This window comes from Acidovorax sp. (assembly GCF_016783915.1).
Classification (GTDB): Bacteria; Pseudomonadota; Gammaproteobacteria; order Burkholderiales; family Burkholderiaceae_C; genus Acidovorax.
Map to the genome: position 1 here is coordinate 84,134 of NZ_JADHVT010000003.1, position 20,519 is coordinate 104,652.

General features: G+C 66.0%; 19 protein-coding genes and 1 pseudogene. 11 read left to right on the plus strand and 9 right to left on the minus strand.

Going from position 1 to position 20,519, the window contains the following annotated elements; translation table 11 throughout:
* Positions 1–106: 106 nt before the first annotated feature.
* Together ISS20_RS01555 and ISS20_RS01560 are read left to right on the plus strand one after the other, a co-directional pair.
* The gene (locus ISS20_RS01555) at positions 107–1,432 is read left to right on the plus strand and encodes an SPOR domain-containing protein (protein WP_291433062.1); all 1,326 of its coding nucleotides are present in this window, start codon (positions 107–109) and stop codon (positions 1,430–1,432) included.
* Positions 1,433–1,547: 115 nt separating this feature from the next.
* Positions 1,548–2,300 carry an SGNH/GDSL hydrolase family protein gene (locus tag ISS20_RS01560; RefSeq protein WP_291433063.1) on the plus strand — a complete coding sequence of 251 codons (753 nt, stop codon included), beginning with the start codon at positions 1,548–1,550 and terminating at the stop codon, positions 2,298–2,300.
* 6 nt (positions 2,301–2,306) lie between these two features.
* Here ISS20_RS01560 and ISS20_RS01565 read toward each other — a convergent pair whose 3' ends face one another.
* Positions 2,307–3,089 carry an alpha/beta hydrolase gene (locus ISS20_RS01565; RefSeq protein ID WP_291433064.1) on the minus strand — a complete coding sequence of 261 codons (783 nt, stop codon included), beginning with the start codon at positions 3,087–3,089 and terminating at the stop codon, positions 2,307–2,309.
* A 1-nt stretch (position 3,090) separates the two neighbouring features.
* A complete protein-coding gene (locus ISS20_RS01570; RefSeq protein ID WP_291433066.1) occupies positions 3,091–4,095 on the minus strand; it encodes a M14 family zinc carboxypeptidase in 1,005 nt (334 codons plus the stop codon).
* Positions 4,096–4,280: 185 nt separating this feature from the next.
* Between ISS20_RS01570 and ISS20_RS01575 the strand changes: the two genes are divergently transcribed.
* The 4 genes and pseudogenes from ISS20_RS01575 to ISS20_RS01590 all read left to right on the plus strand — a co-directional run bounded on the left by ISS20_RS01575 (position 4,281) and on the right by ISS20_RS01590 (position 5,878).
* Positions 4,281–4,412: a hypothetical protein gene (locus ISS20_RS01575; protein ID WP_291433067.1), complete on the plus strand. Its 132-nt coding sequence runs from the start codon at positions 4,281–4,283 to the stop codon at positions 4,410–4,412.
* Positions 4,387–4,545: a hypothetical protein gene (locus ISS20_RS01580; RefSeq protein ID WP_291433068.1), complete on the plus strand. Its 159-nt coding sequence runs from the start codon at positions 4,387–4,389 to the stop codon at positions 4,543–4,545. Before ISS20_RS01575 ends, ISS20_RS01580 begins: the two co-directional genes overlap by 26 nt.
* A gap of 40 nt (positions 4,546–4,585) precedes the next feature.
* Positions 4,586–5,194 (plus strand): annotated as a pseudogene (locus ISS20_RS01585) (hemolysin III family protein).
* A gap of 207 nt (positions 5,195–5,401) precedes the next feature.
* A complete protein-coding gene (locus tag ISS20_RS01590) occupies positions 5,402–5,878 on the plus strand; it encodes an HU family DNA-binding protein (RefSeq protein ID WP_291433069.1) in 477 nt (158 codons plus the stop codon).
* 120 nt (positions 5,879–5,998) lie between these two features.
* Here the strand turns inward: ISS20_RS01590 and ISS20_RS01595 are convergent, their stop codons facing one another.
* Genes ISS20_RS01595 through ISS20_RS01605 form a run of 3 tightly spaced genes read right to left on the minus strand, consistent with a single transcriptional unit; the run spans position 5,999 to position 9,814 of the window.
* Positions 5,999–7,798: a feruloyl-CoA synthase gene (locus ISS20_RS01595; RefSeq protein WP_291433070.1), complete on the minus strand. Its 1,800-nt coding sequence runs from the start codon at positions 7,796–7,798 to the stop codon at positions 5,999–6,001.
* A 47-nt stretch (positions 7,799–7,845) separates the two neighbouring features.
* Positions 7,846–8,811, minus strand: a complete 966-nt coding sequence (locus tag ISS20_RS01600; protein ID WP_291433071.1) for a 3-hydroxyacyl-CoA dehydrogenase NAD-binding domain-containing protein — start codon at positions 8,809–8,811, stop codon at positions 7,846–7,848.
* Between the two features lie 10 nt (positions 8,812–8,821).
* Positions 8,822–9,814 carry a Bug family tripartite tricarboxylate transporter substrate binding protein gene (locus tag ISS20_RS01605; protein ID WP_291433085.1) on the minus strand — a complete coding sequence of 331 codons (993 nt, stop codon included), beginning with the start codon at positions 9,812–9,814 and terminating at the stop codon, positions 8,822–8,824.
* Positions 9,815–9,952: 138 nt separating this feature from the next.
* Between ISS20_RS01605 and ISS20_RS01610 the strand changes: the two genes are divergently transcribed.
* Positions 9,953–10,645, plus strand: coding sequence for a Crp/Fnr family transcriptional regulator (locus ISS20_RS01610; RefSeq protein WP_291433072.1), 693 nt, complete (start codon positions 9,953–9,955; stop codon positions 10,643–10,645).
* A gap of 59 nt (positions 10,646–10,704) precedes the next feature.
* Here ISS20_RS01610 and ISS20_RS01615 read toward each other — a convergent pair whose 3' ends face one another.
* From ISS20_RS01615 to ISS20_RS01630, 4 genes are read right to left on the minus strand one after another with little or no spacing between them, the layout of a single operon-like run.
* The gene (locus ISS20_RS01615; RefSeq protein ID WP_291433073.1) at positions 10,705–11,535 is read right to left on the minus strand and encodes an alpha/beta hydrolase; all 831 of its coding nucleotides are present in this window, start codon (positions 11,533–11,535) and stop codon (positions 10,705–10,707) included.
* A complete protein-coding gene (locus tag ISS20_RS01620; RefSeq protein ID WP_291433074.1) occupies positions 11,532–13,085 on the minus strand; it encodes a benzoate-CoA ligase family protein in 1,554 nt (517 codons plus the stop codon). The genes ISS20_RS01615 and ISS20_RS01620 overlap by 4 nt, the downstream gene beginning before the upstream one ends.
* Before the next feature lie 48 nt (positions 13,086–13,133).
* Positions 13,134–14,684: a 3,4-dehydroadipyl-CoA semialdehyde dehydrogenase gene (locus ISS20_RS01625; RefSeq protein ID WP_291433075.1), complete on the minus strand. Its 1,551-nt coding sequence runs from the start codon at positions 14,682–14,684 to the stop codon at positions 13,134–13,136.
* A 56-nt stretch (positions 14,685–14,740) separates the two neighbouring features.
* The gene (locus tag ISS20_RS01630) at positions 14,741–15,208 is read right to left on the minus strand and encodes a DUF4863 family protein (RefSeq protein WP_291433076.1); all 468 of its coding nucleotides are present in this window, start codon (positions 15,206–15,208) and stop codon (positions 14,741–14,743) included.
* 191 nt (positions 15,209–15,399) lie between these two features.
* On the opposite strand from ISS20_RS01630, the gene ISS20_RS01635 reads away from it, so the two are divergent.
* The 4 genes from ISS20_RS01635 to ISS20_RS01650 all read left to right on the plus strand — a co-directional run.
* Positions 15,400–16,341, plus strand: a complete 942-nt coding sequence (locus ISS20_RS01635) for a helix-turn-helix transcriptional regulator (RefSeq protein ID WP_056746950.1) — start codon at positions 15,400–15,402, stop codon at positions 16,339–16,341.
* Between the two features lie 269 nt (positions 16,342–16,610).
* Positions 16,611–18,281: a 2,3-epoxybenzoyl-CoA dihydrolase gene (gene boxC / locus ISS20_RS01640; protein ID WP_291433077.1), complete on the plus strand. Its 1,671-nt coding sequence runs from the start codon at positions 16,611–16,613 to the stop codon at positions 18,279–18,281.
* 41 nt (positions 18,282–18,322) lie between these two features.
* On the plus strand, positions 18,323–19,750 hold the full coding sequence (gene boxB, locus ISS20_RS01645) for a benzoyl-CoA 2,3-epoxidase subunit BoxB (RefSeq protein ID WP_291433078.1): 1,428 nt from the start codon (positions 18,323–18,325) through the stop codon (positions 19,748–19,750).
* 148 nt (positions 19,751–19,898) lie between these two features.
* On the plus strand, positions 19,899–20,519 hold a 621-nt coding region (locus tag ISS20_RS01650; protein WP_291433086.1), incomplete at its 3' end, for a 4Fe-4S binding protein.

Genomic DNA, 20,519 nt, shown 5'->3' on the forward strand with positions numbered 1-20,519 from the left:
CGGACGCCCTGGAACGCGTCGCCACGCGCCGCACACCCGTTGCCGTCGCGCTGCACCCCGCGACACAACAGGTAACACATCGCTCGGTGCGTGACAGAATCCGACCATGCTCGACCACACGGATCCTGTCGCCTCCATCATCCCGGCCATGTCGCTCGATTCACCGTCCGACAACGCCATGGCGGCCATGTCGCGCCTGGCCCTGGGGCCCGTGAACACGGATTACTACCTGAAGGTGTTCGAGCGCTTTGACGACACCGGCCGCACAACCACCACCTGGAACTGGGCCGCCTGCCTGTGCACCCTGAACTGGATGCTGTTTCGCCAGCTGTGGGGCGCCGCGCTGGTCTATGTGGCAGCGGTCGAGGGGCTGGCACTGATCGTGTTTGGCGTGGGCCACTCGTTCTTGCACTGGCCCGTGGGCATTGAACTGGGGGTACTGGGCGCATTTGCGGTGCTGGCGTTTGCGGTGCCAGGGCTGTATGGCAACGCCATCCTGTACGCCGACATCCGCAAACGCATTACACGCGCGCTGGCAGCGTCGCGCACCTTGCCCGAGGCCTGTGCTCTGCTTGAAAAGCAGGCCAGCTCGCGCAAGCGGCTGCAGGTGCTGGTGCTGGCGAACGTGGTGCTGGGCCTGGCCGCACTGATCGCCTACCTGACGCTGTCCCCGTCAGACGTGAAGCCCCTGGCGCTGGAACCCGCCGTCACAGTGGCGCAGGCCACGGCAGCAGCCCAGGCGGCATCTGCCACCAAGCCTGTGGGGGCCTTGCCAGCGCCCGAAGCCGAAGGGGCGCCCACGCCGCCTACGCCTGCGCCCGAGGTGGCAGCGGAACCACCGACTGCACCCACACCTGCCCCCCAGGCTCCTGCTGCTGCAGCACCGAAGCCTGCGCCTGTGGCATCGGTACCTTTGGCTGCCGCACCCGCTCCTGCCACCGCTGCTGTCCAAAAATCGGCCGAGCCCCCAGCTCCAGCGCCGTCCGCATCGGCCACGGCCTCCACCCCGGCCGCCAAAGCGTCCACACCCAAGTCAGCCACGCCAGCCGCATCGACCCGCGCACCAACGCCTGCGGCCAGCGCCACTGCTACCGCCCCTGCACGCCGCGATGCCGCCAGCCGCGCAGCAGCCACCACCAAGCCCAAGGCACCGGCCGCAAAGGCGCCCTCCGCTGATACCGCGCTGCCCACGGTAGGCACTGCCCCAGGCTACTACATCAACGTGGGCCTGTTTGCCGAAGAAGCCAACGCCCGCAAGACCCAGGCGCGCCTGCTCAACGAAGGCCTGCCCGCGTTTCGCCAGGAGCTGAACAATGCCAAGGGCCGCCGCATCCGCGTGCGGGTGGGGCCCTACGCCAACCGCGCCCAGGCCGATGCGGCTGCCGAGGCGATCCGGGCCATGGCGCTGGACGCCGTCGTGTTCAAGCAATAACGACCCACAGCCGCGCGGCGTGGCTCTGTCCTACGCAAGCCAATGCCCAGCGCCGACGCAGGGTCGCCTGGTCTGCGGGTAGGCTGTTCCCAGAGCAACTTTGGGCGCCCCCACGATGACGCGACAGACTTCCCCGCACCAAAACTCCACCCGCCGGTGGGCTACCCTGGCAGCGGTGGCTGCAGGCGTGCTGCTGCTCACCGGCTGTGCCCCCTGGCGCATGTGGACCGCCGCCGACCTGGCCCGCGATGCCCATCCCTACACCGCACAACCACCACACCCGACGCAGCGTGTGCTGGTGGTGGGCGACAGCACGGCAGTGGGCACTGGTGCCAACACGGCTGCAGACAGCCTGCCAGGGCGCATAGGCCAGAACCACCCCCAGTGGCGCATCGACAACCTGGCGGCCAACGGCGCCAAGTTTGGCGATGTGGTGCAGCAGCTGGAGCGCGCTACCAGCGGCTATGACCTGGTGCTGGTGCTGGCGGGGGGCAATGACGTCATCCGCTTCACCCCCGAAGACACGCTGCGCGCCCAGATGCAGCAGGCCGTGGCCCTGGCACGCCAGAAGGGGCAGCAGGTGGTGCTGATGCCTTGCGGCAATGTGGGCCACGCGCCCTTTTTTGTGCCGCCCCTCTCATGGGCCATGTCGCGCCGGTCCGAGGCGCTGCATGCGCTGGCGCGTGAAGTCACCAGCGCGCAGCAGGTGCACTACGTGCGGTTGCTCAAGCCGCGCGACCAGGACCCATTTGTGGCCCGCAGCAAGGAGCTGAACGCCGCCGACGGTCTGCACCCTAGCAGCGCGGGGTATGCAGAGTGGTACCGCGAGCTGGTAGCGCAGGGCGCGTTGAACGACCTCGCACAGTAGCCCCCGTTATCCAGCGGTGGCCCCGCCACACGATAGCCAACGCAACACGGCGTCGATGACCCACTGAGGGTCGTCCAGCGGCAGGTCGTGCCCTGCCCACGGATGCAGCTGCAGCGGCAGCCCCCAGGCGCGCGCAATGGCTTGCGAGCATAGGCTGGACACCAGCTGGTCCTGCAGGCTGCCCAGCAGTAACACCTGGTCCGCGGGCGCTGCAGCAGGCGCACGATAGCGCGCAGCAGCCACCAGCTGGCGCAGCGCGTTGTGTGCCGATACAGGCCTTAGCCTGCGCACAGCGGCCCACTGCGCCACCAAGGAGCCTGGGGGTGATGCACTGCGGCTGGTGATCTGCCACACTACCTCCTCCGCCGGCTCGGCAGATCGCCACAGACGCGCCAGCCGCATCAATGGCACCAGGTTGTGCACACGCAGTCGGTGCCAGAATGGGCTGAACGGCCGCAGGCTGGTGTTGATGAGCACGCAGCCCGCCACCTCATGGGGCGCCACGCGTGCCCATTCGGTGGCCACCATCGCCCCGAGCGACATGGCCAGCAGGTGGTAGGGCGGCGCAATGGCTCGCCGCGCCAGCTCCGCGCGGCAGGCCTGCACCATGCCCTGCACCGACAGAGGTGATGTCAGGCGGTGGAACTCGCCATTTCCCGGCAGGTCCAGCGCCAGCACCTGGTCGCCAGGCACCGCCTGCGAAAAACCCTCGGCAAACGCGCCCCAGTGCGCGGCCTCGCGCGTCAGCCCGCGCAGCAGGATCCATTGTCGTGGTGAGAGCGCTGACATCTCAGTACCACGCAGCCAGGGCATCGGCACGGCGCTGGGCCCGCTGATCGGGCGCAGGCACCCAGCGCGTGTGGCTACAGGCTGCGCGCGACAGAAAGTCGAGCAACGACAAGTGCCGCCGCAGCACCCGCTGCTGGCGGTGGTTGATGAGCGGGTTGAAGATGCCGTTGCGCGAGAACAGCTGGCGCGGATTCTTCTTGATCCACAGCCACGAACCCATCTCCAGAGTCAGCGGCAAAAAGGTATGCGCAGGTACATCGCGGCAGGCCTGCAGATACAGGTGGTCCCACAGGTCGCCATGGGCCAGGTACTGCGCGCTCTGCGGCTCGATGATGTACTGGTGGTTGCTGTGCGCCTGCAGAAAAATGTCCTGCAGCGCATGCAGCTCTGCCAGGTGCGGGATGGGCCGGCGCGTGTGGGCAAACGGAAACCACAGCCGGTCCTTCACCCCGAAGCCCGAGTGGCAGTCCAGCGCAATGCTGAAGGGCCGCGCCAGCAGCTGCTGCGCCACCACGTCGCACAGCGCCTGGCTCTCGGCCTCCATGGGCTCGCCCAGCCTGCCCCGGTACCAGGGCAGGCCCGCGCTCACGCGCTGCCCGCCAATGCCCCAGGGCACCGGGTCCACCGCGTCGACGGGCGCATTGCGCATCAGGTCCACCCCGCGCGGATTGGCGCGCGTGGCAGACCACATGCCGCCGGGGTTGACGATGGGCATGAAGACCAGGCGCACACGCTCCAGCTGCTGGTGCAAGGTGGTGTCCCACTGCAGCCGCATGACCACGTTTTGCAGGTATGCAATGACCACCTCGGCACCAATGCGCTCCAGCCCATGCACGCCGCCAAAGAACCCTACGGCGGGCACGTCCAGCGCAGGGTTGCCCAGCCCGATGGCATAGATGGGAAAGTGCGGACCCGATGCCACAGACACCTGTTGGACGACCTGTACCTGCAGATGGGGCGCGCCCAGCTCCAGGATTTTTTCCAGCGCCGCAAGCTCGGGCAGCATGTTCAATGGGTGGGATATCGGTAGGTGGGGCACGCCACAGCGCGTACCAAGCGGCGAGGATAGCGCTCGCCGCCCAGCGCGAACAGCGGCGCAGCCAGTCTGTGGGGTTTGTGCGAACCGCCGCGAAACCGTCACACAAGGGCGCTAACTTGCCTGCAGTCACCACCCCTTGGAAGAGGCGCAACATGCTCTGGAAACTGTTCGGACTGCAGCGGCTGCTCGATGAGCTGTTCGATGAACGCGGGTGGCTGAGCCTGGATCTGCCCCGTACCGCTGGCTGGGACCACGACGATGTACCCGCCCCCGCGCAAGACTGAGGCCTACCGCTGGGCCATGGGCTGGGCCATGCTCGCCTGCGCGTTGGCCTGGGGAGTGGTGGAGTTTCTGGCCTTGCAACGCGCACGCTGGCAGCTGTGGCGCGAGCGGCTGCACACACCAGCTCACCATTAGGGCCTCCATGAACGACCGGCCGCAGGACCCACACGAGGAGATGGCCAACAGTGCGCTGCACGGCGCAGCGCTGATTGGCGCTTGCCTCGCAGTGCCCCAACTGCTGAGGTCAGCCCCCTCCGCGCATCCTGCAGCCACATGGGGTGTGCTGGTGTTTGCGGGCACCATGGCGCTGCTGTATGGCGCGTCCACCCTGTACCACGCACTGCCGCCGGGGCGAGCCAAGCAATGAGCGCTGCGGCTGGACCATGCGGCGATCCACCTGTTCATCGCGGGCAGCTTCACACCGTTTGCGTTGAGTGCGCCCGGCCACATGCACGACATCACCGCCCTGGCCCTGGTGTGGCTGGCCGCCCTCGCAGGCTGCTTGCTCCAGCTGCGCGCAAGGCGCGCAGCGCCCTGGCTGTCAACGGCCTTGTATGTGGTGTTGGGCTGGGTGGCGCTGCTGGCGGCCTTGCCCCTGATGGCCCATGTGCCCGCCGTGAGTGCGGCCTGGCTGGTCATCGGCGGGGCCGCGTACACGGCGGGTGTGGTGTTTTTTGTGATGGACACCGTGGTGCGCTATGCCCACGCCGTGTGGCATGGCTGGGTCATCGCGGGCACGGGCTGCCACGTGATCGCTGTGCTGGGCCTGCAGGCGGCAGCTTAGCCACGCAGACAACAGCGGGGCGCAAAGGGCGCTCCTGCAACGACTTCGCGGGCCCTGCGCAAGCAGTTGACACCGCACCCATGCGACGGCTGCAAACACCTGCAGCACGCAAGCACTATCGCGTCTGGCGTTATCGCACCTAAAATCGTGCAGGTCCTCGCCCGCAGAGGCAGGGCCCATCGTCACTCCAATCAACGAAAAAACATCATGGCAACTGCAAAGAAAACTCCCGCTCCCGCAAAGAAGGTGGCCGTCAAGGCCGCAGCACCAGCCGCCAAGAAGGCAGCACCTGCAGCCAAAAAGGTTGCGCCTGCCGCCAAGAAAGCAGCCGCCCCCGCCGCCAAGCCCGTGGTCGCTGCTGCAGCCCTGAAGCCCATCAAGGCCGCCTTCAACAAGACCACGCTAGTCGCCCACCTGGCCGAACAGTCGGGCGTGGAGCCCAAGGCCGCCAAGGCCGTGCTGGCTGCGCTGGAAGCCGCCATCCTGGGCTCGGTGCACAAGAAGGGCTCTGGCGAGTTCACGCTGCCAGGCGTGCTCAAGATCGGCCTGCAGCAAGTGCCCGCCAAGAAGAAGCGTTTTGGCAAGGACCCGTTCACGGGTGAAGAGCGCTGGTTCCCCGCCAAGCCCGCCTCGGTCAAGATCAAGACCCGCGCCCTGAAGAAGCTCAAGGACGCAACCGCCTGATGCACCCAGCGCCGCAAGGCGCTTGCGTCAGCACCAGGGGCCGCAAGGCCCCTTTTTCTTTGGTGGAGCTTGAAACGGCTGCGCGACGACGCCCCCATGCACGCCCTGGCCCCCGCGCAATCAGGCCCTGATGACCCCTGGCGCTGCAGGATGGGCGTACAACGCCTGCACCGCCGCCGCGCGGCGTGACAGCACCGCCCCCTGGTTGATGTATCCCTTGTCAGTGATCTCCCCGGCGTCTGCATCAGGCGCCATTTCCATCACCATGGCCCTTGTGGGGCATTGCGAAGACCCAGCGCCCGCATCGCGGCGCGCGCGCATCACGGCCTGCAATGCCTGCTCCAGCCGCTCAGCGTCGGCCGCACCGGCCGCAGACGGAAACACCAGCATGCCCACCTCATCGCGGTCATGCCCGGTGAGCACGATGTCCTGGACCAGCGGCGCCAGTTGCGACACCAGCTCCACCCGCAACGTACCCACCGACACCCAGCTGCCGCTGGACAGCTTGAAATCCTCCGCCACGCGCCCGTTGAAGACCACGCCTTTGTCTGGCTGCTCCGCGTCCACCAAATAGCCCGCGTCGCCGATGCGGTAGAACCCCTCGTGATCGAACGCGGCCGCCGTTTCGCGCGGCGCATTGCGGTATTCCGCGAACACCGACACGCCACGAACCCGCATCTCCAGCTTGCTGCCGTTGGGCACCAGCTTCAGCTCCAGCCCTGGCAAGGGTGCACCAATACAGCCCGCGCCTTCAAGGTGCCAGTGCGCGGTGGTGACGGCAGGTGCTGTCTCTGTGGATCCCCACGATGTCGTGAGCCACAGCGGCTGGGCGGGGCGCACGCGCCGCGCAACGGCCTGCAAGCGCTGCCAGGTCGATGGAGCCAGCGCCGCCGCCGCATAGAAGGCCAGCCGCATGCGCGCCAGCACGTCGGCGGCCAGGCTATCGTCGGCTTCCAGAAACGGCAGCAGCATGTCAAAGCCCCGAGGCACGTTGAACAGCATGGTGGGCTGCACCTCGCGCAGGTTGCGCACCGTCTTGTCGATGAGCCCCGGCACCGGCCGCCCCTCGTCGATGTAGAGCGTGCCGCCGTGGCACAGCACCATGTTGAGGTTGTGGTTGCCACCAAAGGTATGGCTCCAGGGCAACCAGTCCACCAGCACTGGCTTTTCGTGCTCCAGAAAGCGCCACGCCTGGGCCATCATCTGCTGGTTGGCGCAGAGCATGCGGTGGGTGTTGATGACCACCTTGGGCCGACCGGTGGAGCCGGAGGTGAGCAGGTATTTGGCATGGTCATCAGGCAGCAGCGCCTGCATCGCCTGCTGCACCCAGGGTGTCTCTTGCCCGGCGAGCAGGTGCTCCCAGGGCAGCGCCCCCGGACACGTGGAGGCATTGCGGCTGAACACCCGCACGGCATCGCTGTCCCAGCCTTGCAGGGCTGCCGCATAGACGCTGGCATCGGACGCATAGATCAGGCTGGGCTCCAGCACCGACAGCATGCTGTGCAGGCGGCTGTGGTCCTGGGAGCGTGCATATGCACTCGACAACGAACAGGGTGTGATGCCCACATGCATGGCCGCCAGCATGAGCACCGCATGGTCCACCGCGTTGTCGGACAGGATGGCAATGGGCCGCCCGGCTGGCAACCCCAGGTCCAGCAGCGACTGGGCCACGGCGCCCACCTGGCGGCGCAGTTGGGCATAGGTCAGGCTGCGCCAGCCTTCTGCGCCGTCGTCCCGTTCGGCCAGCGCCAGGGCATCTGGCGTCTCTCGCGCCCAGCGCTCCAGCCACTCCCCCACACAGCGCGCATAGGGTTGCAACGCCATGGGAGAGCGCAGCGTGAAGGAACCATCGTCAAACTGGGTGCGCACAGCGCGCGCAGGGGCAATCTGGCGCTCGTCATCAAGAAAGGCTGGGTACATAGTGGGTCTCGGGAACGATGGAGGTTCAAAACAGGGGACGCTGTGCCTCAGGTGTGCAGATCGGGATCGGGCTTGCTCAACAGGCCGGACGCCTGCTTGGCGCGCAGCAACTCAATGAGCAAGGCATCTCGCGCACGGGCCAGATCGCTGGCTTGGCGCGTGCCCAGCGCCTGTGCGACGCCTTCGGTCACCTGGCGCTGCAAGGTTTCGGTCATGGACGGCGTGCCCAGGTCCTGCCACCAGCTTTCGATGGGACCGCCCAGGTGGGCCAGCAGGTGGGCAATGCCACCTTCTCCGCCCGACAGGTGCAGGTTCATGAACGGCCCCATCAGCGCCCACCGCAAGCCGGGGCCCTGGGAGATGGCTGTGTCGATGTCTTCCACAGTGGCTACGCCCTGGTCCACCAAGTGAAACGCCTCACGCCACAGCGCAGCCTGCAGGCGGTTGGCAATGTGCCCCTTGATCTCACGCCGCACCTGGATGGGTCGCTTGCCAATGCGGGCGTAGAACGCCATGGCATCGGCCACCGCCTGGGGCGTGGTGCGCGCTCCGCCGCCCACTTCGACCAGCGGGATCATGTGCGGCGGATTGAACGGGTGGCCCAGCACCACGCGCCCGGGATGTGCGCAATCCTTCTGCATGTCCGTCACCGCCAGCCCCGAAGAACTGGAGGCCAGCACCACATGCGCCGGGGTTGCTGCATCCATGCGGCGGAACAGGTCCACCTTGAAGTCGAGTCGCTCGGGCCCGTTCTCCTGGACAAAGTCGGCCTGCGCCAGAGCATCTTCCAGCCGCACATGAAAGTGCAGACGCTCCTGGCTTGCCCCCGATGCAAGCCCCTGCTGAGCCAGCGTCACCCAATGCGAGGCGACGGCGTCCCGCAGTCGCTGCTCTGCCCCCGGCGACGGGTCGGTGGCATCCACGTCCAAACCCCGCGCCAGAAAGTACTCGGCCCAGCTCGCGCCAATGGTGCCGGTGGCCACCACAGCCACGCGCTTCACGGTGTGTGCCATGGGGAATCTTTCAAGACTCGGCCGTGAAGCCGACCTTCTTCACCAGCGGCCCCCAGCGCTCGTATTCAGCCTGTTGCGAGGCCAGCATCTCTGCAGGCGTAGAGCCCTTGGCGATGAGCCCCACCACGGCGAGGCTGTCCATAACGGCCTTGTCCTTAATCGCTGCGTTGATGGCTGCATTGGCGGCAGCCACCACGGCCGCTGGCGTGCGGGCCGGAGCGTAAAAGCCGAACCATTCCTCGGTCGTGAGTTCTGGAAAGCCCTGCTCTGCAAACGTGGGGACTTCGGGCGAAAACGGAGAGCGCCCCTGGCCCGAGGTGGCGATCAGCCGCAGCTTGCCCGCCTTGTGGTTGGGAATGAAGTCTCCGCTGGGCGTGACCATCGACGCGATCTGCCCGCCCACCACATCGGTGACGCCCGGGATGGAACCGCGGTACGGCACATGCTTGAGGTCCACGCCGTTGTTCAAGCCCAGCAGCGCACCGATGAAGTGCGGCGTGGAGCCTGCTGCGGGTGAGCCGTAGTTCGCCTGCCCAGGGTTGGCCTTGGCCCAGGCCAGAAAGTCCTTCACCGTCTTGACGGAGGCCGGCACCAGCGGCCCCACGGCCAGACCATGGTGCATGACGGCGCCGATGGACACCGGCACAAAGTCCTTGGCCGGGTCGTAGCTCAGGCGGCTGTAAATGTGCGGGTAGATGGACGTGCACGAAAACGGCGACAGCGTGAGCACGCTGCCATCGGCGGGCGCACCCTTGAGCGACTCCAGCGCGATGCGGCCGCCCGCGCCGGGCTTGTTTTCCACCACCGCGGGGCTGCGGGTGTAGGGCGATCCCGCCAGTTTCTCGCCCACCCTGCGCGCCACGCTGTCGCCCGCGCTGCCTGCGGGAAAGCCGTAAAAGATCTTGACCTGGTCGATGGTCTGCGCCCAGGCGGCCAGCGGCGACAAGGCCCCCAGCGCAGAGGCGCAACCGACGTGGTGCATGAACTGGCGGCGGGTGTGCATCATCATGTGTCTCCTGTGGATGGATCCGTCATTATTTTTTGACGCTCTTGCACATTCAGTCATCGCGATGACATTTGGACTCAGGGAATACGCGCAAGCGCCTGTACAGCACACAGTGGCGCAGGAGACACTCTCACCATGTTGGTCAAACTGGGGCCCCCTACCCTCACCGATCTGCTGCTGCACTCTGCCTGGTTCCCGGCCCTGGATAGCGCCGCCCAGCAGCGGGTGATGGACGACGTGCGCGAGGTCGAAGTGCCCCAGGGCGGCGAGCTGTGCCGGCGCGGCCATACCCCGGTGCACTGGTATGGCGCCATCGAGGGGCTGCTGAAGTGGACCGTGACCTCGGGGGATGGCCGCTCGGTCACGCTCGGCGGACTGTCGGCGGGAAGCTGGTTTGGCGAGGGCACCTTGCTGCGCGGCACGCCCCGCACGGCCGACGTGATCGCACTGCGCCCCAGCCGCGTTGCGCTGGTGCCGATGGAAACTTTTGAATGGCTGCACTCCACGCAGCGCAGCTTTGACCACTTTCTGCTGCGCCAGATCAACGAACGCATGCACTGGTTTCTGGGCAACTTTACGGCCCACCATTTGCTCGATACCGACAGCCAGGTGGCCCGCGCGCTGGCAGGCCTGTTCCACCCCTGGCTGCACCCGGGCAGCGACACGCACTTGCAGGTGTCGCAAGAAGAAATTGCCAATCTCTCGGGCGTATCACGCCAGCGCTGCAACGCGGCGTTGAAGCGGCTGCAGGCCGCTGGCCTGCTGGAGATCGAATACGGCGGCATCACCGTGACCGACCTGGAAGGCCTGCGGCGCCAGGTGGAATAGCCCCTTTTTTTGGCGTCACTGGGTGCATGGGCTACCGCCCGCTACTGCACCATCTGCCGCTATGTGGGCGAGTGGTGCGCTTGGATGAAGGCAACCGCAGCGGCCATCACCGCACCAGGCTGGTCGCGGTGCGGAGAGTGCGCGCAGTCCGGCAATTCCAGCAGCCGGGTGCCTGGCACCCGTTGGGCAATGCCCCGGATCTGGGCCAGGGTGCCGTACTCGTCATCACAGCCCTGGATGGCCAGCACGGGGGCGCGGATCAGGGCGACCTCCGTCTCGATGTTCCACGCACGGAACGCCGGGTCCAGCCAGACGCGGTTCCAGCCCCAGAAGGCCGAATCCCCATCATCGTGGTAGCGCGCCAGCTTGTGGCGCAGATCGGTCTGTTCGTAAGCGTCCCGCGCGCGTTCGATGTTTTGCACCGTCACGTCTTCCACAAAGATGTGCGGGGCCATCACCACCAGCCCTTGCACACGCTGCGGCCAGCGTGCAGCCAGCAACAGGGCAATCGATGCGCCATCGCTGTGGCCAAAGAGCCAGGGGGCCTCCTGCACTCCCAGTGCATAGAGGAATGCGGGCACCACCTCGTGTGCCTGCTGGTGCATGAAGTCCACGCCCCACACCTCGTCCGCGCCCCGGGGGGTGGACCGACCATAAGCAGGACGGGAGAACACCAGCCCCCGAAACCCGCCTGCATCGCACAGCTGGCGCGGGAAGTCCTTCCACATCGCCACGGAGCCCAGGCCCTCATGCAGGAACACCACCAAGGGGGCAGTGCTGCGCTCGGGGGCTATCCACTGGTACTCGATATGGACCATGCGGTTGCGCCAGCGCACTGGCACATGCTCTGTGCGCCCCCCGGGGCTGGGTGCAACGCCGTTGGCACTCACGCCCGCTGCTCCCGTTCGCGCAGCCGAAAGCGCTGGATCTTGCCGGTGGCCGTCTTGGGCAGCTCGGGCAAGAATTCGATCAGACGCGGGTACTTGTAGGGCGCAAGGCGTTCCTTCACAAAGGCCTTGAGTTCATCCGGTGTGACCGCCTGCCCATCTTTGAGCACCACAAACGCCTTGGTCTTGGTCAGGCCATCGGCATCCTGCGTGCCGACCACGGCCGCCTCCAGCACGGAGGTGTGCTGCATCAGCGTGGCCTCCACCTCGAAGGGGGAAACGTAAATGCCGCTGACCTTGAGCATGTCGTCGCTGCGCCCGGCGTAGGTGTAGTAACCCTCGGCATCGCGCACATATTTGTCGCCGCTTTTGGTCCACGCGCCCTGGAACGTCTCGCGGGTCTTGGCGCGGTTGTTCCAGTACATCAGAGCTGCACTGGGGCCCTGGATGTAGAGATCGCCAATTTCGCCCTGCAGCACCTCGCTGCCATCTTCACCACGCAGGGATATCTCGTACCCGGGCACCGGTTTGCCCGTGGTGCCGTAGCGCACATCGCCAGGGCGGTTGGACAGGAAGATGTGCAGCATCTCTGTCGAGCCAATGCCATCGATGATGTCGCAACCGAAATGGTCCTTGAAGCGCTGCGCAATCTCGGCCGGCAGCGCCTCGCCAGCAGACGAGCACATGCGCAGCGCCACCGCACTTCGGGAAGGCAGGCGGGGCGAGGCCAGCATGCCGGCAAAACCGGTGGGCGCCCCAAAGAACACCGTGGGCTGGTGGCGCGTCCAGCGCTCGAAGGTGGCGTCTGGCGTGGGTCGCTCGGCCATCAGCACCACTGTGGCGCCCACTGACAACGGGAAGGTCAGGCTGTTGCCCAGCCCATACGCAAAGTAGAGCTTGGCGGCTGAAAAGCACACATCCTTGTCGGTCAGGCCCAGCACCGCCTTGCCATACAGCTCGGCCGTCCACCACAGGCTGCCCTGCGTGTGCACCGTGCCCTTGGGCTTGCCCGTGGAGCCCGAGGAATACAGCCAAAACCCAGGCTCATCAGGTCCAGTGCGCGCGGGTGCGCTCAGCGCGGGGGTGTTGGCAATGGCGGCCTGCATGTCCACAGCCCCAGCACCCAGCATGCCTTGCGGCTGCGACACCACGCACACACCCACCTCGTTGTTGGGCGCTGCAGCCAACGCCTCCTTCAGCACGGGCAATAGCGCACCGGAGACCAGCGCTGCCCGCGCGCAGCAGTGCGTGAGCATATAGGCGTAGTCGTCTGCCTTGAGCAAGGTGTTGACCGCCACAGGCACCACACCCGCGTACAGGCAACCCAGAAACGCCACGGGCCAATCGCTGGTGTCCAGCATCAGCAGCAGCACGCGCTCCTCTCTGCGCACACCAGCGTTGACCAGCACTACCGCCAGGCGCCGTGCGCGGTCTTCCAGCGCGCTGTAGCTCAGGGTCCCCTGGTCGTCGATGTAGGCGATGCGGTCACCCCGCGCGCGGTTGAGCGCAAACAGATGCTCTGCAAAATTGAACTGCTCCGGAAGGCTGTTCATGGGGTGTCTCCGTCGCGATGGCGTTGTCGTTGTAGGTGGGTACGGGGGTCAGCAGCCCAGCGCCGCGAGCACTTCAGGGCTGGCCTGCACCGCACTGCGCTGGTGGTAAAAGTCCAGCGCCCGCAAACCGCCCAGCTCGGCACCACCACCGGCCCGGCCGGGCCCGCCATGCAGCGACATGGGCATGACATTGCCGTGGCCCGTGTGCACAGTGGCCACGGTCGGCGTCACCACGTGCACACGGCCATTACTCGCAGCCAGCGCTACGGCGGCCTGGGCCAGTGCCTTGTCGTCGGCGCCATAGAGCGAGGTCACCAGCGAGCCCTGCCCACGCTGCGCAAGGGCCAGCGCATGGGCCAGGTCGTTGTAGGGCAGCAAGGTGGCCACCGGTCCAAACACCTCCACGTCATGAACGATGGAGGCCTTGTCGGCATCGCGCGCGCCCAGCAGCACCGGGCCGACGCAGGCGGCAACTGCAGGGTCGGCATCGACCAGCGGCCGCGTTCGGCCGTCATACACAACGTCGGTATGGGCCCCCAGGGCGGCAATGCCTGTCTGCACCCCATCGAACTGCACGCGGCTGACCAGCGAACCCATGCGCACTTCCGGGTTACGGGGGTTGCCCACCACCACGCGGGCCAGCTGGGCGCTGACAGCCTCTGCCACCGCAGCGTACGACGCAGGGGGGACCAGGATGCGGCGGATCGCGGTGCACTTCTGGCCTGACTTGACAGTCATCTCGCGGACGACTTCGCGCACCAGCAGGTCAAAGGCCGAACTGCCCGGCGCCGCGTCGGGCATCAGCAGCGCAGCGTTGAGGCTGTCCGCCTCGATGTTGGCGCGCACCGAGCGCTGCGCCACCGCCGGATGCGCGCGGACAACGCCCGCCGTCTCGGCAGATCCGGTGAAAGACACCACATCAAAGGGTTGCAGCGCATCCATCAGGCCCGCCGAGCTTCCCGCGATGATCGACAGTGCACCGGCGGGCAACACCCCCGCGTTCACCACGTCCTGCACCATGCGCTGGGTCAGCCATGCCGTGGATGTGCCGGGCTTGACGATGACCGGCATGCCCGACAGCAAGGCGGGCGCAGCTTTTTCCCACAGCCCCCAGGCGGGAAAGTTGAACGCGTTGATGCACAGCGCCACCCCTGGCCTCGGCACCTGCAGGTGCTGCGACTGAAAGACCGGTTCCTTGCCCAGCCTGACCGCGTCCCCGTCACGCAGCACGCGTACGTCGCCCAGCGCATCACCCCATTTGGCGTATTGGACGAGCGTGAAGATGCCGCCGTCGATGTCCACCGCAGAGTCCGTCTTGACGGTGCCGGAATTGGCGGTGGCGATGTCGTAGTAGCTGTCGCGGTGCGCCTGCAGCACCTTGGCGACCGCGCCGAGCATGGCGGCCCGCTCACGATAGGTGGCAGCGCGCAGCGCAGCCCCCCCCTGTTCGCGGGCAAACGCAAAGGCCTCGGGCAGATTCAACCCCGTGGCGTCCACCCGCACCAAGGCGGCGCCCAGCACAGGATCGCGCAGCTCAGTGCCGGGCCCCGTTCCGTGTTGCCAGCGGCCGGCAACGTGGTTGGCGAGCAATTCAGTCATGCAGTCGTTCTTTCAGAGCAAGAGGGTCCATGGGGGGAGCAGCGCAGGCGCCAGCCCTAGCGGGTGAACTGGATCTGCCCTTCGGGCAACAGGTACAAAACCAGCGCCCTGCCGCGCGCCACCGAAGGGTGGTGGGCACTGCCGGGCGGGTAGACGCACCAGCCGGCAGGGTGGCCGTCAAACAACGCATCCCCCTCCAGTGGCATGATCAAATCGATTTCGCCCTGCGGGTGGGTGTGGTGGGGGCCAGGAATGTTTTGCATGTCCACCACGTCCACAGAAAAACGGTGCAAGGCATCTTCGGGCTTGAACACACGGCCATAGCGGATGCCGCCGCCTTCGCGTTCACACAGCCAGCCTTCACGTGCGCCCTGAATGCACGCCTCCCGCAAGCGCTGGTAGGTCGCACTGGTGGGGCCGTGCGCGGTGTTCAGCCATTGCGCCAGAGCGGCATCCAGGGGTTTGCCAGCGAGCTGGGCGGTCACATCAACCAAGGCTTCGTGAAATGCAGTTTTGTCGGACATGGGCAGTGGGTGCAGCTAGAGTCGGGGCCCAATCTGCACCGTTTTTGATCCACCGCCTTGCGCGCATCCAAAACATGCAGTATTTTGCCAATTGATGAACCATAGTTACCTCAAAGATCCATGTCAAGCACTATAGTGCATGAATGGCGTTTTCCCTGAGAAGACCAGGGCGCTCCATGAAAAGGATGGGTATGAATGAAACAGAAACGGCGGGGCTGCTCGCACCCGCCTCCGCGCAGGAGGGTGCGCAGTCATCGGCAGAGGAGCCCAAGAACCCTCTTCTGGTGTCGCTGGGCGAGCGCGTTCGCAATCTGCGTGCACAGCGGGGCCTGACCCGCAAGGCGGTAGCGGTGGCCGCCGACGTGTCGGAGCGCCACCTGGCCAACCTGGAGTACGGCACGGGCAACGCCTCCATCCTTGTGCTGCAGCAGGTGGCCCATGCGCTGCACTGCTCGCTGGCGGAGCTCGTGGGCGATTTCACGACGCAATCGCCCGAATGGCTGCTGATCCGAGAACTGCTGGAACACCGCAGCGAGCCCGAACTGCGGCGTGCCCGCCTGGCGTTGCACGAGCTGCTGAGTGGGGGGCACAACGACGCAGCAAGGCACCGCCGTATTGCGCTGGTGGGTCTGCGGGGGGCGGGCAAATCCACCCTGGGGCCGCTGCTGGCGCGCGAGCTGGATGTTCCCTTCATTGAACTGAGCCGCGCCATCGAGGCCCTCGCCGGGTGCAGCGTGCGCGAAATCCACGACCTGTACGGCACCACTGCCTACCGCCGCTACGAGCGCAGGGCGTTGGAAGAGACCATCCAGATCCACAGCGAGGTGGTCATTGCCACGCCGGGTGGCATTGTGTCGGACCCCGCCACTTTCAACGAGCTGCTGGCCCACTGCACCACCGTGTGGTTACGGGCCGCGCCCGAGGAACACATGGGGCGTGTGGTGGCACAGGGCGACATGCGCCCGATGGCCGCCAGCAAGGAGGCCATGGATGACCTCAAGCGCATCCTGGACGGGCGCGCTGCTTTCTATTCCAAGGCCGAAATCACGGTGGATACCTCCGGCCAGACCCCCGAGCAGAGCCTGCAGACCTTGAGTGCCAGCGTGCGCAAGGCCATGGCCCGCGTGGCGTAAAAACCTGCACCCGGTCTGAACGGCTGCCGCCCGGACATCGGCGCCGCAGCACCCACGCCCATCCCGGCACAGCACAGCGCCCGCCACCACGGCGGCCTGTGCAGCTCGCCCCCTCCCAATCGCCCCCTGCGCAGCCCTCAGCAGAGCTGCCCGTCTACCCGAATGCCATCGGCAAAAAAATGCATTGACATACCGAGAAACATGCATGATGATGCACATCAACAGTTATGTGCAAGCACTATATTGCATCTATTCTCCACGGAGACCTCATGGCAGACCTCACCCACGCTCCCGAACGCGTTGACTACCGCACTAATCCCACGCAGTACCGCCACTGGACCTTGTCGGTCGAGGGTGCCATTGCGCGGTTGTCCCTCGACATTGCGGAGGACGGCGGGATCCGTCCTGGCTACAAGCTCAAGCTCAACAGCTACGACCTGGGGGTGGACATTGAACTGCATGACGCGCTCAACCGCATCCGCTTCGAGCACCCCAACGTGCGCAGCGTCATCGTCACCAGTGGCAAGGACCGTATCTTTTGCTCGGGCGCCAACATCTTCATGCTGGGTGTGTCCAGCCATGCCTGGAAGGTCAACTTCTGCAAGTTCACCAACGAGACGCGCAACGGCATTGAAGACTCCTCCAAACACTCGGGCCTCAAGTTCATTGCGGCAGTGAATGGCGCCTGCGCAGGCGGCGGCTATGAGCTGGCACTGGCGTGCGATGAAATCATCCTGGTCGATGACCGGTCGTCTGCCGTGTCGCTGCCCGAAGTGCCTTTGCTGGGCGTGTTGCCCGGCACCGGTGGGCTGACACGTGTCACGGACAAGCGCCACGTGCGGCACGATCTGGCCGACATCTTCTGCACCAGCGTGGAGGGTGTGCGTGGCCAGCGCGCGGTGGACTGGCGCCTGGTGGACCGTATCGCCAAGCCCGCGCAATTTGCCGCCACGGTGCAAGAGCGCGCCGCCGCCCATGCACAGACCAGCACGCGCCCCAGCGGAGCACAAGGCATTGCCCTGCCACGCGTGGAGCGGCAGGACCATGCCGACGGCATGCGCTACCAGCACGTGACGGTGGACATCGACCGCGCACGGCGCACGGCCACAATGTGTATCCGCGCCCCCGAGGGAACGCAGCCCACAGACACGGCAGCCATTGAAGCAGCGGGCGCCGCCTGGTGGCCGCTGGCACTGGCCCGCGAGCTGGACGACGCCATCCTGAACCTGCGCACCAACGAGCTGGACATTGGCACTTGGCTGCTGAAGACCGAAGGGGATGCGCAGGCGGTGCTGGCCAGCGATGCCATCTTGCTCGCGCATCAGGACCACTGGCTGGTGCGCGAGACCATTGGCGCGCTGCGGCGCACGCTTGCCCGTCTGGATGTGTCCTCACGCAGCCTCTTCGCGCTGATCGAGACGGGATCGGCTTTTGCCGGCACCCTGGCAGAGCTGGCGCTGGCGGCAGACCGCACCTACATGCTGGCCCTGCCCGACGCGCCCGAGCAGGCACCAACGCTCACTCTGAACGCATTCAACTTTGGCTTGTTGCCCATGGTGAATGACCAAAGCCGCTTGCAGCGCCGCTTCTATGAAGAGGCGGGCCCGCTGGAAGCGGTCCGCGCTGCCGCGGGCCGGCCGCTGGACGCAGACAGCGCACTGGCGCTGGGCCTGGTCACGGCAGCCCCGGACGACATCGACTGGGCCGACGAAATCCGTATCGCCATTGAAGAACGCGCCGCCATGTCGCCCGATGCGCTGACCGGCCTGGAGGCCAACCTGCGCTTTGCCAGCAGGGAGAACATGAACACCCGCATCTTCGGGCGCCTGACCGCGTGGCAGAACTGGATTTTCAACCGCCCCAACGCCGTGGGCGAGAAGGGCGCGCTCAAGGTTTACGGCACCGGCCAGAAGGCCGGATTTGACCAGACGCGCGTCTGACCCCCTGCCCTGCATTCGATTTCCATCCAGAGGAGCACCCGATGAGCACCATCAACTACAGCGAGAAGATTCCCAACAACGTGAACCTGGGCGAAGACCGCACGTTGCAGCGCGCGCTAGAAGGCTGGCAGCCCAACTTCATCAACTGGTGGGACGACGTGGGTCCCGAGGGCTCCACCAACCATGAGGTCTATCTGCGCACCGCAGTGAGCGTGGACCCGAACGGCTGGGCCCAGTTCGGCCACGTGAAGATGCGCGACTACCGCTGGGGCATCTTTTTGAATCCGGGCGACAGCAACCGCGAGATCCACTTTGGCGACCACAAGGGCGAAAAAGCCTGGCAGGACGTGCCAGGCGAGCACCGCGCCAATCTGCGCCGCATCATCGTGACCCAGGGCGACACGGAGCCAGCCTCGGTCGAGCAGCAGCGCCACCTGGGCCTGACAGCGCCCAGCATGTACGACCTGCGCAACCTGTTCCAGATCAATGTTGAAGAGGGCCGCCACCTGTGGGCCATGGTGTACCTGCTGCACAAGCACTTCGGCCGCGACGGCCGCGAGGAAGCAGAAGCGCTGCTGCAGCGCCAGTCCGGCGACGAGAACAACCCGCGCATCCTGGGCGCGTTCAATGAAAAGACGCCGGATTGGCTGGCGTTTTTCATGTTCACTTACTTCACCGACCGCGACGGCAAGTTCCAGCTCTCGGCCTTGGCAGAGAGCGCTTTTGACCCGCTGGCGCGCACCACCAAGTTCATGCTGACCGAAGAGGCCCACCACATGTTTGTGGGCGAAAGCGGCATCTCGCGCGTGCTGTCGCGCACCGCACAGGTGATGAACGACCTCAAGACCGACGACCCTGCCAAGGTGCGTGCAGCTGGCGCCATCGACCTGCCCACCGTCCAGCGCTACCTCAACTTCCACTACAGCGTGACCATCGACCTGTTCGGCGCCGACCAGTCGAGCAACGCCGCCACGTTCTACAGCTCGGGCCTCAAGGGTCGCTACGAAGAAGGAAAACGCACGGACGATCATGTGCTCAAGGGCCAGACGTACAAGGTGCTGGAGGTCAAGGACGGACAGCTGCTGGAAAAAGAAGTGCCCATGCTCAACGCGCTGAACGAAGTGCTGCGCGACGACTTCATCAAGGACTCCATGGCGGGCGTGGGCCGTTGGAACAAGGTGCTGGAGAAGGCGGGCGTCCCCACCCGCCTGGTGGTCCCCCACAAGGCCTTCAATCGCCAGATCGGCGCGCTGGCGGGCATCAAGATGTCGCCGGACGGCCGCGTGGTGAGCGAGGCAGAATGGACCGCACGCAAGGCCGAATGGCTGCCCACGCCCGAAGACTTCGCGTTTGTGGCGTCGTTGATGGGCCGTGTGGTCGAGCCGGGCAAGTTCGCCGGCTGGATCGCGCCCCCCGTCATGGGCATCAACCGCCAGCCGGTGGATTTTGAGTACGTGCGTTTTAATTGATCGCCGCTGAGTTGCCCGTGCCGCATTCGCCCCTGGCAAGACGGCGCGAGCGGCACGGCGAAGCGGGCTCTGCGTTGTGGCACACCGAATGCGTCCACTGCATGCAAGGTCCCAGCACCGGTAGCCGGATATTGCTCGAAGAATGAATATGGACACCCACACGCTGATCGACAACGGCATCCTGAAGCAGCATCTGATCGACCCGGAGATCTGCATTCGCTGCAACACCTGCGAGGCCACCTGTCCGGTCAACGCGATCACGCACGACGACAACAACTACGTGGTGCGAGCGGACGTGTGCAACGGCTGCATGGCATGCATCTCGCCCTGCCCCACGGGCTCCATCGACAACTGGCGTGCTGTACCAGTGGCCCGTGCCTACACCATTGAGGAACAGTTCAGCTGGGAAGAATTGCCCGGCGAGCTAGCTCCCCACGAACTGGTCGCCGCGGGCGCAGAGCCCGTCACAGCGGCGACAGCACCGCAACAAGCCCTGGAGGCGCCTGCAGAGCCCGGCACGCAGGTGTTTCGGTCCGCCCAGTACGGAGCCACGGTACCGCCCTGGTCCGCAGCCCATCCCTACACCAATCTTTTTTCGCCCAAAAACCCGACCACAGCCACCGTGGTCGGCAACTTCAACTGCACCGAGGCGGGTTTTGAGAGCGAGACCCACCATGTGGTGCTCGATTTCGGCAGCATGCCGTTCCCCGTGCTGGAAGGGCAATCGATTGGCATCATCCCGCCGGGCGCCGATGCGCTGGGCAAACCC

Bases quoted from the DNA above. Each gene is read 5' to 3' on its own strand.
- ISS20_RS01555 (WP_291433062.1), top strand. From the start codon at position 107: ATGCTCGACCACACGGATCCTGTCGCCTCCATCATCCCGGCCATGTCG.
- ISS20_RS01560 (WP_291433063.1), top strand. From the start codon at position 1,548: ATGACGCGACAGACTTCCCCGCACCAAAACTCCACCCGCCGGTGGGCT.
- ISS20_RS01565 (WP_291433064.1), bottom strand. From the start codon at position 3,089: ATGTCAGCGCTCTCACCACGACAATGGATCCTGCTGCGCGGGCTGACG.
- ISS20_RS01570 (WP_291433066.1), bottom strand. From the start codon at position 4,095: ATGCTGCCCGAGCTTGCGGCGCTGGAAAAAATCCTGGAGCTGGGCGCG.
- ISS20_RS01575 (WP_291433067.1), top strand. From the start codon at position 4,281: ATGCTCTGGAAACTGTTCGGACTGCAGCGGCTGCTCGATGAGCTGTTC.
- ISS20_RS01580 (WP_291433068.1), top strand. From the start codon at position 4,387: ATGTACCCGCCCCCGCGCAAGACTGAGGCCTACCGCTGGGCCATGGGC.
- ISS20_RS01590 (WP_291433069.1), top strand. From the start codon at position 5,402: ATGGCAACTGCAAAGAAAACTCCCGCTCCCGCAAAGAAGGTGGCCGTC.
- ISS20_RS01595 (WP_291433070.1), bottom strand. From the start codon at position 7,798: ATGTACCCAGCCTTTCTTGATGACGAGCGCCAGATTGCCCCTGCGCGC.
- ISS20_RS01600 (WP_291433071.1), bottom strand. From the start codon at position 8,811: ATGGCACACACCGTGAAGCGCGTGGCTGTGGTGGCCACCGGCACCATT.
- ISS20_RS01605 (WP_291433085.1), bottom strand. From the start codon at position 9,814: ATGCACACCCGCCGCCAGTTCATGCACCACGTCGGTTGCGCCTCTGCG.
- ISS20_RS01610 (WP_291433072.1), top strand. From the start codon at position 9,953: ATGTTGGTCAAACTGGGGCCCCCTACCCTCACCGATCTGCTGCTGCAC.
- ISS20_RS01620 (WP_291433074.1), bottom strand. From the start codon at position 13,085: ATGAACAGCCTTCCGGAGCAGTTCAATTTTGCAGAGCATCTGTTTGCG.
- ISS20_RS01625 (WP_291433075.1), bottom strand. From the start codon at position 14,684: ATGACTGAATTGCTCGCCAACCACGTTGCCGGCCGCTGGCAACACGGA.
- ISS20_RS01630 (WP_291433076.1), bottom strand. From the start codon at position 15,208: ATGTCCGACAAAACTGCATTTCACGAAGCCTTGGTTGATGTGACCGCC.
- ISS20_RS01635 (WP_056746950.1), top strand. From the start codon at position 15,400: ATGAATGAAACAGAAACGGCGGGGCTGCTCGCACCCGCCTCCGCGCAG.
- boxC (WP_291433077.1), top strand. From the start codon at position 16,611: ATGGCAGACCTCACCCACGCTCCCGAACGCGTTGACTACCGCACTAAT.
- boxB (WP_291433078.1), top strand. From the start codon at position 18,323: ATGAGCACCATCAACTACAGCGAGAAGATTCCCAACAACGTGAACCTG.